Here is a 12,603-nt window from a genome sequence, read left to right as displayed (position 1 = left end):
GTTCTTTGCTGTAATCGCTAAATATCAAAAGTTAGTAGGTTTTCTAGGGAGGAAAAATTAGTGTCAGCCGAACCAAGCTTATCTATTGAGCGAACATTACAGCTTTATGAGCGCAAACTACAAATGTATGCAGCACGAGAGCGAATACTAGAAAGAATTAACCCAGAAATTAATAAAGCTATTGACTTAGATAAATTTCTACAAGCTACGGTAACTGAATTAGGTAAAATGATGGGAGTAGACCGTTGTGATATAATGGTCTTACGTAAAGATGCAGAATTAAAAATTGGTCATGAATATCGTGCTGACAATTCTGTTGCTTCTTCTTTAGGCTTAAGCTTACCTGTAGATTTCCAGAGTTTAAGCCGTTCTATTAAATTAACAGCACCTATTGCAATCAATGATACACAAAACTCTAATAATTTTCTTTTCCGCCAAATAACAGAAAAAGTGCAAACTCGTTCACTCTTAGTAGTCCCAATCAGTTTAGCTAGTGAACCTTTAGGCTTTCTAGGCTTTCACCAATGTCAATTTGTCCGTAGTTGGGTAAAAGATGAAATAGAATTTGTGGAATCCATTGCAAGATTAATTGCTGTAGGCTATCAATACACTCGTATTTATCAAGAAAAAGAAAAAGAAGCTGAAATTAATAAAGTTTTACTAGAAATTGCTAATGATATAAATGTACAACGAGATCTATCTACAATAACAGCACATACAGTAAAAAGATCTTTATCGCTTCTTAAAGCAGATTTTGGTTGTTTAGGTTTGCTAGATTCCGCTAAACAAATCTATTTTGATGCAGTTAGCCCTGCAACAGCAGATCGAGTAACTTCATTTTTTAGTAAAAGCCTTATTCCTTTACCACTAAATGACTACCCTTTACTAAAACGTTCTTTTGCAGATAAGCGAACTTTAGTAATACAAGATACAGACACAACAGAAATTTCTAAATTTTACTTACAAAAACTTTTTATAGGCCAAGCAGCTTTAATAGTTCCTCTTTTAATTAATGAGCGAGTTTTAGGAATTTTAGCTCTGATTTGGTCAGAAGCTAGCCGAGCATTTACAGATTTTGAAGTAAAGCTAGCTGAAGGTATTGCTAGCCAAATTGCTATTGCTATGGAACGAGAGCAATTATCAACAGAAGTTTTACAACTAAGACGAGAGTTAAAAGGCCAACAAGCTAATAAAATGCTGATAGGTTCAAGCGAAAAAATTCGCCAAATCATTACTATGGCACTAGATGTAGCTGAAACTAACAGCACTGTACTTTTAGAAGGCGAAACCGGAACAGGAAAAGAAGTATTAGCTACTTTAATTCAACAAAATTCTTCTCGTCGTGAAGGGCCTTTTGTAAAAGTAAATTGTGGAGCAATTGCAGAAAGTTTGATGGAATCAGAACTTTTTGGACATGAAAAAGGTGCTTTTACAGATGCTCGTAATCGTCGTATTGGACTTTTTGAAGAAGCAAACTTTGGTACTTTATTTTTAGATGAAGTAGGTGAACTTAGTCCAGCAGCACAAGTAAAACTTCTAAGAGTATTAGAAGACAGCACTTTTACTCGTGTAGGAGCAAATGAAACAATTAAAGTAGATGTTAGGATTATTGCAGCAACTAATGTTGATCTAAAAGAAGCTATTGAACGAGGGCGTTTTCGTGCAGATCTTTACTATCGTCTTAATGTTTATCCAATCCGTTTACCAGCCTTAAGAGATAGAAAAGAAGATATTCCACTCCTAGCAATGCACTTTTTAGAGTTACATAGCAAAAATACGGGTAAACCTTTTTCTGGAATTTCAGATGATGCACTACAACTCTTAAAAGCTTATGACTGGCCAGGTAATGTGCGAGAGTTAGATAAAGTAATTCAACGTGCAGCAATTTCAGCTAAAAGCCGCGTTTTAACAGTAACAGACTTTCTTTCTATAGAAGCATTTCAATCATTAGTAACAGAAAAGTCAACCGAAAAACTAAAATTAGAAATTGAATTAGGAACGCCTATAGAAATAGTAGAACGTCGTTTGATTGAGCAAACCCTAGCCTACACGCAAGGCGATAAATCTCGTGCAGCTAATATGTTAGGCATTGGAAGAAAAACTCTTTACCGTAAGCTAGAAGAATATCAAAAAGAAAAATAACCTACCCCATTTAGTCTAGTTCTACACCAATTGGTGTAAAAATTTCTCTTGCAACTTCTTTTCTTAGTCAAGAATCTCTACTAACAAAATTTTTAAGAGAGTTAATTGTTTTATTAACTCTTTTAATGGCACTAATTTTAAATTATTTAATTAAAACCAAATAATTCTTCTTTTGGCATAGCAATTGTTGGCTAGCTTTCGGCTAACCTATGACTTTTTAGTAATACTTAGGAGTGTTACATGAAAACTTGTCCTGTTTGTAACCGTAATTATTCTGATCATATGAAATATTGTTCTCGTGATGGAACCACACTACAAACGGGCATTTTATTAACTGTTTGCCCAGAATGTGGAATAAATTATCCTAATAAAACTACTTGTCCTATTCATAATTTAGAGTTAGTAACCTACAGCCAAAAAGCTAATCCAACAGCTAATTTTTGTAATTTATGTAATCAATTCTATCCTTTAGCTACTCAAAATTGTCCTTTACATGGTGTTGAACTACAAGTTAAAACCCTTAATAACAAAGGTGGATTTGAATCATCTATTGATGTGTCACCTGTTGTAGCTAATATTTTAGAAGAAATCACTAGTTCAAAACTAAATGAGTCAGAAAACCCTGGGGCAAATAGTTTTGTAACAGAAAAAACTGTTGTTACTTCAAATTTAGAAAACACCCCTCCATCAGCTAGTATTGAAACTAAAAATTTAACGGCTCCGGCAGTATTGCCTTTTGATACTCTAGGTAAATATGCTGTAAGTCATTTTTCTTCTTCAGCAGATCGTAAACTATTTGTAGCCTTAGCCTTAATAGTGCTTTTATCTATAGCAGGGTTTGCTGCTTATAGCCTTCCTTATGCTTTAGAATGGGCAAAAGTATCTGCTGATACAGAAGAAACTTCTACTATTACAGAAAACAAACCTGTTAATAATACGGTGGAAGAAATAAATAAAACTATAGAACCTTTAGCAAGCCCAACAGAGCCAACAAATAATAGCCAAGTTATTCCAGATTTAACAAATCCTGTAAATTCAACAACTTCAAAAGATAAAACTACTAATGTTACTCCTAAAAAGATAGATGTTAGTAATAAATCTTTATCATCTGAGCCTAATAAAAAGCCTACAACTACCATAACTGCTAAATCAAAAACTACAATCAACCCATCTAAAACTAGTTATCCTAATAAAACTACTAAAGTTGAGGCTGTAAATTCTGGTGCAAAACAACCAGTTGTTGCTAAAAACCAAAAATCAACTAATGAAAAATCAACTGTTGTTGAAAAAAGCAAATCATCATCTTTGCCTAGCAAAGAAGCTTCAGCAAATTCTTCCACTAATAAACCAAAAGTGGCGGATCAAAATACAGCAAAAAGTCCTGCAAAATCACCAATTAGAACTTGGGAACCTTCTGTAACAACAGCAGAGATTAAATACCCAAGCCGACAAAAAGCAAAAGTAGTACTTAGTATTGCTAATAAATCCCGTTTACAAACTAGTAATGGTTATATTTATCAATTTGACCTTGTTGTCAGAGAATTAAATGGCGTTGGAATAAATTGGAACTCTACATCAGCTTATAAAAGCAGTTACTCAGGAAATAGTGATGCAGTTTCTAATTTTTTAGATAGAAGACTAGCACCTAACGCGACAGAACGTTATCGTATGTCCATAAGAATGACAGGACATTCTATTGAAGATTGGTTTGGAGAAATAATTTATAAAGGCTTTGGAATTGACGAAAATGGAAATTCTGTAGAATTACGAGGCTCTTTAGCTTTAGATAATTCATTCTAAAGATTAATAATTTTCCTTAGTAGATTTTTGGGGCCACTTTACCAGTGGCCTTTTAGTTTTTAAAATTTAATTCTTTCTTGCCTCAAAAATTAAACACCCATATACTAAGAAATACTTCAATTAATCTTAATAAACACAATTATTAAATATCAGAAATAGAAAGGTGTATAAATATGGCTTCATTTGTAGAAGAATATAAAGCAAAACATCAACACCCAATTAATAAACTTACTCATACTATTGGTATCCCAATGATAGTTATTTCACTAGTAGTAGTTTTTTTTAATTGGAAATTAGGGCTTACTTTATTTATAGTTGGTTGGATTTTGCAATTTATTGGTCATAGCTTTGAAGGTAATATGCCTGCATTTTTCTCAAACCCTATTTATCTATTGATCGGCCCTCTTTGGTTTTTGAAAAAAGTTTTTGGCAGTGGTATTGAAGCTAAACCGCAAACACAGCAAAATAAATAACTTATAAAACAGCTATCCTATAAGTCGTTATTTTGCTAGATTAATTTTCTACAAAACTACCTGTGTGTGTTTTTACGTTAACAACAATTTTTCCTAAATTAGTTTTGCGTAAAAATTTAGCTTTTTTACTAACTACATCTGAAGTAAAACTGCTGCCTAAACCTTTTTGGGGAAGTTTAGGAAGTTCTCTTAAAGGCAACATATTATCTGAACTAGAATAATTAGGCTCACCCCAGCCAAATCCATCTATTTGCCAAAGTGCTGCACTCCACCAAGCATAATCATGTTTAGCTTGGTCAAAAGCTTGATTTGGTAATACAGTTGTTACACCTAAGATTTTTGTCCCAAAGATTTCTCGATATTTTATAGATTCTGCAATTTTTGATGGGTAAGTATCATCAAATTCCCCATTGCGAATTTGAAAAGACTCAAGTAAAACTAGGTCATTACTACCTAAAATACAGGCTTCTCCAGCAGGATTTCCTCCACCTAATTTATTAAGCGGAACCCTTTTAGCCTCAAATAAATCTTGCAGGTTAAAAGCATTTAGAAAAGCACTTAAACCAAATTTACGAATCACTTTTATAGCAGCATTTTGATGGCTACGATTAACGCCATAATCATAACCTGCTTCATCTAGAAAAATTCCCACTACTCCCATATCAGCCCAAAGACGCACCCGGTTTTCTATTTCTGCTAAAGATAAATTTTGGGAATTACCTAAATCTACATAGCCATAAACACGAGTTTGTTTTTCTGACTGGCTGAGTCGGCTAATTATCTGACGTGTATTTTCATGCTCTACCGGCCCTGCTCCTTGAGGTTTACGACCTAAAACAATGTCTTTAAATTCTAGTCCATCTCCAAAAACTACTATGTCATAGCTAGAGAAAATACTTGTAGCCGTTGCTAAATCCCCTTTTGCTCCATTAACTAAACTTGGAAAACCATAATAAATAGCAAGTTTAGGTGGCAAAGGAATTTGTTTATTGTCTGTTTCAACTATAGATTTAGTTGTAGATTTAGTTTCCTGTACACAAGCTATTAATAAACTTAGACTTAGCAGCCAAGTAATCAATATCCATCTTTTAGTAGCAAACATTTTTACTTTATTAAACATAGCAAGTTACAATCTAAAAATTAAATTTTGGTTGATTAACTTATTAGAAAAATGCAATTTATTAGTTTTTTCCAAGCTTTTTGGGTTCTATTTGTTTTCTACTTACTTTTTTTTTGGCTACCCAAAAAACTATTATCTAAAAAAGAAAATTTTCTTACACAATTAATTAGTGGTTATCTTTATACTACACTAGTAATCTTTTTAGGTGTTCACCTCTTAATCTATCTTAATATATTAAACTGGTTAACTTTGCTTTTGTGTTATTTATTTTGGCCTTTTGTAATTTGGTTTAGAAATACTTTTTGGCAAACACAAACTTCTATTAGTTCTTATTTAGCAAGCAAATTTCTGCAATTACTTGATTTAGTTGAATTTAGTAGCTTTACAAAAACTTTTCCAGAATACTTAAAAACTAAATCAAAAGAAACTTACTTAAAATTATTTACGAATCTAGGAAAATTTAATTTTTCTAACCCTAACACTACCTTAGCAGTTTTAGCAATAGCTACTCTGCTTGGATTTATCTTGATTTTTCGGTTTTCTCAGCCATTGCAGGAATTAAGATTTGCTAGATCAGATAGTTATCAAACTTTACTAGAATCTTGGCAAATAATTTTAGGTCAACCTTCAAAAATAACTTTTTATTCTAGTATAGTTGCTAGTCTTTCAAGTCTAACTGCAATTAATCCATTACAAACTATAAGATTCTTTTCTCCAATATTAGGTATTTTTCTAGTTTTTATGCTTGCTTTAACTATTTGGCAATTAACTAATCAAAAAAATATTGGGTTAATTGTTAGCTATATTTTAGGTGCTTATACTTTTTCTTTTCCTATTGATAAAAAAATTACTAATTCACCATCTTGTTTATCAATAATAAATAATTATTTAGAAAAAAGTATGACTCAACAAATGTTTGCTGAAGAAACGACTTTAGCAACAATTTTTTCACTTTTAGCAATTATTTCTTGGTGTCAAGCCATAGAAGGAAGACAGAAGTTAACCTTTAAGCAAAACTTATTTAATAGCATTGTTTGCCTACTTTTGTTAACTTTAACTTTTCCATTGTTGCTAATTCCTACTTTTTTAACTATGGCTATTTTGTTGGTTTATCGCCCTTTAGCACTACTTATATTTAGCTTTTCATTAGCAAGCCTTGTTATTTTACCAATAGTTAAAGAACCTACTCAAATTTTACCTAAAGAACTTATCTTTATTTTGCCAATTGCTTTAATTTTATTTGTTAGCATTTTCTGTCAATTAATTAATTATTTTATAAAAATATTTACTAATAAATATAATGAAATTATTTTAGTTTTATTTTTTATTATTTTAGCAAGTTTATTTTTACCTTCTGTACCTAAGTTTCAATATTTAGAGTATGATATTACAGCAAGAAAAACCTTAGAAATTTCTGAACAATATCCTAAAAAACAATGGCTAATTGTTGCACCCGTTGAACAACTAGCTAGCAGTTATGGTAAGGGTTGGTATCAAGACTTAGCCGAGTTTGTAGAAAAAAATCAGGAAAAAGCAGCAAACCCTGACTTTTACCTATCTAGCACATTAGAAACTTTTATTTTTGTAGAAAAAAAACCTTTTATGGTTTTTGATAGTGAGCCTCTTTTAGTTCCCTTTGCAACATTAACTGACCCAACTTATCGTTATTATCGCTCTTTAGCAGGTCGTGCTAGCCTTGAGCAGCAAGCTTTAATCTTGTGTGAAACCTACCGTAAACTTCATCCAGAAACTAAAATTTATTACGAGGATGAAGTATTAAGAATTTATTATCTACCTAAAATTATAAATTAAAAGGAGTCTTAACTTATATGCCTAAAATCTTAGTTACTAAGCAAAATCACATTACTACTATTACTATTAATCGCCCAGAACAAAAAAATGCTATTGATCAAGAGGCAGCAGAATTACTAATGCAAGCTTGGTTAGATTTTCGAGATGATGATAATCAATATGTAGCAATACTTACTGGAGTAGGAGACACATTTTGTGCTGGTGCAGACTTAAAAAGTTATGTTACTCAAGCAAAAAGTTTTCCTTGGTCAAAAAATAAGCTACGTCGATTTATTTATAATGGCCCTGGCTATATGGGCTACACTCGTCAAACAGATATTTTTAAGCCTATAATTGGTGCAATCAATGGTGGGGCATTTGCTGGCGGCTTAGAGCTAGCCTGTTTAACAGATTTTCGTATTGCTTCAGAAACAGCTGAATTTGGCGTATTATGTCGGCGTTGGGGTGTTCCTTTAGTAGATGGTGGAACTCAACGATTGCCACATATTGTAGGCTTAGGCCATGCAATGGAGTTAATCATCACCGGCAAACGTATAGATGTTCATCATGCTTACCGTATTGGCCTAGTTAATGAAATAACTCCAGCTAATGAGCTTATGAACCGTGTTTATAAAATGGCTGAAGAAATTTGTTCTTTTCCACAAACAGCTATCCGCACTGATAAACAAGCTCTGTTAAATGGCCTTGGTACAACACTAGACGAAGGATTACGTATAGAAGCCCAGCTAGGACAATATGCTTTAGCAAGTGAAGATATGGAAGAAGGATTAAAAGCCTTTCAAGAAAGGCGAAAACCAAATTTCTCTCAAACTGACTAACTTTATCTATTTCTTGCAGCTAGTTTTAAACTATTCATTGACAAAACGCTAAAATATCAATATATACTTACAGGATTTTCAGCAATTTAATTTATTAGTTTAACCAAGGAGGATAACTACTATGGCGGCTCCAAAAGGTGGCGCAGGAACAAACAGACCAGCAGAAAGTGTATCAGATGAAGTAAAAGATCTAGCAGCAAACGTTACAGATCAAACAGAAACTCAACAAGCAGATTCATCTGAAGAGAAAAAAGATGAAGCCTCAGAATAATTAATAATACTTAAGCTATATAATTTATTAGTTTTTGGCTTTGTATCTGAGTTTTAACTTAAATTGAGGCAGAAAATATAAAGTATTAGTTTTCTGTCTCAACAATTAAATACTTAAAATTACTTAAGACTTCTTCATGGACAACGCAAATAGCCCAATTTCTGAAAAATATAAAAACCTTGATTTACTGATAAACTCAGAGCTTTTAACCATAAAAAAAGACTTTCCTTGGACACATTTTATTTTAGATAATTTTATTGAAACAACTTCTTTTAAGCAGTTTCAAAAAGCTATTTTTTCTAAACAACATACTTTTTCAATTCAAGAAAATGACCCTCACCAAATACAATTTGCAGTATTAGAATACATACCTTTAGCTAAAATTTTTTACTCAGTAGAGTTTAAGTCTATTTTAGAAACCCTTTCAAATACAAAATTAACTATTAATACTAAAAATTATGTTCAATTAAGACATATGGATCCAGATTCTCCAGAATTTCCACCACACATTGATGATATGGGGTTTAGATCAGTAGTAACAATTTACTATTTATCTCCTGATTGGAAAGAAGATTTTGGAGGACAACTTTGTCTTCATAAAAACAAGATTGGGGATGAAGACCAAACAGTTTTTATTAACCCAATTGAAAATAGGTTAGTAATATTTTTTTCTGATGATACCAATTGGCACAGCATTAAAAAAGTCTATGACTGGGAAAGATATACAATTTTAAGTGAGTGGCTTGTTAAGGAAAAAAAATAAAAATGCTAGGTGCGCGGGCAAAATGCCCGCGTCCTTAGGTTAAATAGCTATAGCTGTAAGACTTATTTCTATTGGGTCTGTGTTAGCTTGATTTGCTAGTAAAACTACTATAATTGATGAACCTTGATAAACTCTTTCAAAACCTTCTTCAGATTGTGAAACAGAAAAAACCGGGTAAATCCACCAATCAACAGCTTTGTTTGAATTTAGTTTAACTGCTAGCCTAAAATATTCATCTGTTAAGCTTAATTGGTCTTGTTTTTTAACAACACCTTGCCAGTTAAGGCGATGTTGTTCATCTCCAAAGCGAAAATAACGGTCATGTGCATCTCCAGCTAACAAATTAATATTAAATTCAACAGCTAGACGACCTGCAAAATTATCCTTTAGAAACAATTTACTTGTTATTGTGTCGCTATTTCCTTGAAAAATAAATGTTTGTTCCAATTCAATAGTTTCTGCCAAATTAATTTTTGCTAGATTTAATGTGTGTTTAACTGTAAATTCACATGCTTTTTCAAGCTCAGTTAAAGTTAAATGCCCTGATTGAGCCAGTAAAACTTTTCCATCTAATTGCTGAGTAGCAAAATCAGATAAACTTGTTTCTGTAGCTAAAGCATAGACACTAAAGCTATTACGAGGATATTTATCATAAACTAAAAATTTATCTAACCCTTTTTCTTTTACTTTAGCTATTCCATGAATTGTTTCTACATCATCTTCTTCATTATCATTATTTGCTAACTGTGTTGCTTCTTTAGTTTTTTCTACTAGATTTTCTATTTTTTTATTATTTAACTCACTGTTTGCTTCTAACTCTTCGGCAGCCTCCTCCAAACCTATTTCTTTAACACGCTGATGATAAGCTTCTTCTTTTCGCTGCAAAGAGTTAATTAAGCTAAAATTCCTAGTCTTAAAGTCAAGAACTGATAAACCACCTTCTTTATTATCATAAACAGCAGCAAAGCCTGAGTTATGAATTTCTACTTCATTAATTCCATCTCCATCAAAATCAAACTCACGCGATGTAATCCAGTTGGTTTGCTCTGCAAACTCTACTTTATCTAGTAAATGCTCTGCTTTAATTAATGCCATCAGCGAAGTGCTACGAAGATGTGGAGCATAAAGCCCACCAAATACCCCATGCCAAAAAGCATCATTACACTCGCCTTGCAATAAATAATCATAGGCTTCTTTTAAGCAACTTATTTTAGGGTTATCAGACTGAGTTAAGCAAATTGGCTCATTATATCGATGATAATATTGATAAAGTCTATGGAGGCGTTGACTTACTTGGAGCATTTTTTTATGGATTAGGTTACTTTCTCGATATTTTACAAGGAAGTTTCGCCAATAACCGCCTTGTAAATATTGGGCTAATTTTTTTTCTGGTTCGCTATCACCTAACATATGTTTTAGATCTACAAATTCTTGAGAAACCTTTGCAGGAAGAGACCATTCCATCATTTCTGCATAACTAGCAGTAGGTAGATATATTTGTCCATTAGGTTCACTTTGTTCTAAGTAATCACCTAGTTTAACAGTTTCTAGCCAGTCACTTTCTTTAGCAATAGCTTGATAAAACCTATCTAGCCATTGTTTTTTGTAGCAAAGTTGGTAAGTTTTGGGCCAAACACCAAATTTTTCTGTATCATCGCCCATTGCTACTAGCAAGTCATGCTCAGCTGTTTCCCAAAGCCCACGTAAATAAGCGATTGTTTCTTGTGGATCTGCAAATGGGATTAAATAGCGTACTCTCATACTAGAAGGAACAAGCTTAAGAGTTTGTCCTTGTTCTTCTGTAATATAGTAGCCAAATAGTTGGTTATCGCGTAGTCCTGCCATAGCAAAATGAGTATCATCTAAGATAGTATACTTAATGCCTGTTTCACTAATAGCGGACACTAAATTACTTTCCCATACCCTTTCAGCCGTCCACATCCCTTTAGCCTCATAACCAAGTTCTGTTTTTAGAAAGTGATTAAGCTTATAGATTTGTTCACAGCGATCTTTATAAGGTAAGATAGCTAGAATTGGTTCATAAAAGCCCCCTGAAATTAGCTCTATTTGGCCTTAGCAACTAGTTCAGCAAGTAGCTGTAAGTAATCTGGATGATGTAGTTTAAACCAAGCAAATAAAGAGCCTGTAAAATGTAATGCTAATTTGATCTTAGAATGGTTAGCTAGAGTTTTAACAAAAGGCAAATAAGATTTTTGATAAGCATCTTCTATTACATGATCAAAATTTCCTACAGGCTGATGAGCATGAATTACTAATGCTAGATGAACTTTTGGCATAAAATTTTTCCTCGTTTTAAGCATTTGCAATGGATAATTTGCTGTCGAGTAGACATAGATAAGATAGTTAGGCTACAATGACTTGGCAAGTTTATCACCTCTAGCATCTCTTACCAACGGTTCTAGCCGTTGGCATTGTTAAGTAGTGATTTTCTAAACTTTTTAATCGAGGCATAAATTGTATGTACCCGTTCCAGAACATTCTCTTCTCTACGGATTTTTCTAATAATTCTAAAAGCGCGTTAAAATATGCGGCAGCTTTTGCACGTCAACACAATGCAACATTGTTTATACATAATTCTCAGGAAGCAAGTCTTCCTCCTAATGCGTTAAAACTGTCTGAACGAGCATTATCAGACGGCAACCATCAATGGTTAATAACTATTAAAAAAGAATTAGAAAACTTAGCGCATTCCCACTTGTTAACAGGGTTAAAAGTAGAATTAATACTTACAGAAGGAAATCCCAAAGAAGAGATCCCCCGCGTTATTCGCGATCATGGTATTGATTTAGCAGCTATTGGCACAACAGCACGACCTGGGCTAGGTGGTGCATTAGGTTCAACAGCCCTTAGTGTTATGGGCCAAGCAAGTTGCCCACTATTGTTTACTCGTCAACCTCTACATGATTTTGTTTATTATAAAAAATCCGAAACCAATATTGCATTAAACCGCATCTTATTTGCTACTAGCTTATCAGACACTGATGATAGTGCTAAACGTTTGGCTTTTGCTTTAGCACATGCACATCAAGCAGAATTGACTATATTGCACTCAATAGGTTCATTCTTAGGCTATATTCAGGCAGTCTCATTAACTAAGATTATTGATGTGGAAGATCGTGTACGTTCAGATGCTAGCGAAAGATTATCACAGTTAGCAAAAGAAGCAGGTGATGTTGTAGCAGAGACTTTACTTACAGAAGGAAGTTGTGCTGATGAAGTTTTACGTGTAGCAACAGAAAAAGATGTTGATTTAATTGTTATTGGCACAGGTAAACCTAATGGTACTAACACTTTACCAGGGCGAGAAGCAGAACGAATTGTTCGACATGCATGTTGTCCTGTTTTAACTATTCGTCATGGTACAATTGCTTAAAGCATTTGTT

General features: G+C 33.1%; 11 protein-coding genes. 8 read left to right on the top strand and 3 right to left on the bottom strand.

The genetic code is table 11. The features are described 5' to 3' along the window. The first annotated feature begins 60 nt into the window (after positions 1-60). The 3 genes from IPK14_15970 to IPK14_15960 all read left to right on the top strand — a co-directional run bounded on the left by IPK14_15970 (position 61) and on the right by IPK14_15960 (position 4,415). Positions 61-2,142 (top strand): sigma 54-interacting transcriptional regulator, encoded by a 2,082-nt coding sequence (locus IPK14_15970; GenBank protein ID MBK7994817.1) that lies wholly within the window; start codon positions 61-63, stop codon positions 2,140-2,142. A 240-nt stretch (positions 2,143-2,382) separates the two neighbouring features. Beyond that, a complete protein-coding gene (locus tag IPK14_15965; protein MBK7994816.1) occupies positions 2,383-3,942 on the top strand; it encodes a hypothetical protein in 1,560 nt (519 codons plus the stop codon). A gap of 173 nt (positions 3,943-4,115) precedes the next feature. Next, on the top strand, positions 4,116-4,415 hold the full coding sequence (locus IPK14_15960) for a DUF962 domain-containing protein (protein MBK7994815.1): 300 nt from the start codon (positions 4,116-4,118) through the stop codon (positions 4,413-4,415). 40 nt (positions 4,416-4,455) lie between these two features. On the opposite strand, the gene IPK14_15955 is transcribed toward IPK14_15960, so the two are convergent. Next, positions 4,456-5,535, bottom strand: a complete 1,080-nt coding sequence (locus IPK14_15955) for a hypothetical protein (GenBank protein ID MBK7994814.1) — start codon at positions 5,533-5,535, stop codon at positions 4,456-4,458. Positions 5,536-5,790: 255 nt separating this feature from the next. Here IPK14_15955 and IPK14_15950 point away from each other — a divergent pair, with 255 nt between their 5' ends. The 4 genes from IPK14_15950 (at position 5,791) to IPK14_15935 (ending at position 9,199) form a co-directional block, all read left to right on the top strand. Beyond that, the gene (locus IPK14_15950; GenBank protein ID MBK7994813.1) at positions 5,791-7,347 is read left to right on the top strand and encodes a hypothetical protein; all 1,557 of its coding nucleotides are present in this window, start codon (positions 5,791-5,793) and stop codon (positions 7,345-7,347) included. A gap of 17 nt (positions 7,348-7,364) precedes the next feature. Continuing rightward, a complete protein-coding gene (locus IPK14_15945) occupies positions 7,365-8,165 on the top strand; it encodes an enoyl-CoA hydratase/isomerase family protein (GenBank protein ID MBK7994812.1) in 801 nt (266 codons plus the stop codon). Positions 8,166-8,286: 121 nt separating this feature from the next. After that, the gene (locus IPK14_15940) at positions 8,287-8,436 is read left to right on the top strand and encodes a hypothetical protein (GenBank protein MBK7994811.1); all 150 of its coding nucleotides are present in this window, start codon (positions 8,287-8,289) and stop codon (positions 8,434-8,436) included. A 136-nt stretch (positions 8,437-8,572) separates the two neighbouring features. Continuing rightward, positions 8,573-9,199, top strand: a complete 627-nt coding sequence (locus IPK14_15935; protein ID MBK7994810.1) for a 2OG-Fe(II) oxygenase — start codon at positions 8,573-8,575, stop codon at positions 9,197-9,199. Positions 9,200-9,238: 39 nt separating this feature from the next. Here the strand turns inward: IPK14_15935 and IPK14_15930 are convergent, their stop codons facing one another. Then, positions 9,239-11,140 (bottom strand): DUF1926 domain-containing protein, encoded by a 1,902-nt coding sequence (locus tag IPK14_15930; GenBank protein MBK7994809.1) that lies wholly within the window; start codon positions 11,138-11,140, stop codon positions 9,239-9,241. A 122-nt stretch (positions 11,141-11,262) separates the two neighbouring features. Continuing rightward, positions 11,263-11,496, bottom strand: a complete 234-nt coding sequence (locus IPK14_15925) for a hypothetical protein (GenBank protein ID MBK7994808.1) — start codon at positions 11,494-11,496, stop codon at positions 11,263-11,265. 182 nt (positions 11,497-11,678) lie between these two features. Here IPK14_15925 and IPK14_15920 point away from each other — a divergent pair, with 182 nt between their 5' ends. Then, positions 11,679-12,593, top strand: coding sequence for a universal stress protein (locus tag IPK14_15920; protein ID MBK7994807.1), 915 nt, complete (start codon positions 11,679-11,681; stop codon positions 12,591-12,593). Positions 12,594-12,603: the final 10 nt, after the last annotated feature.

The organism is Blastocatellia bacterium (assembly GCA_016713405.1).
In the GTDB taxonomy this organism is placed as follows: domain Bacteria; phylum Acidobacteriota; class Blastocatellia; order Chloracidobacteriales; family JADJPF01; genus JADJPF01.
The sequence above is the reverse complement of the archived record's forward strand: the minus strand, read 5'-3'. Positions and strand labels throughout refer to the sequence as shown.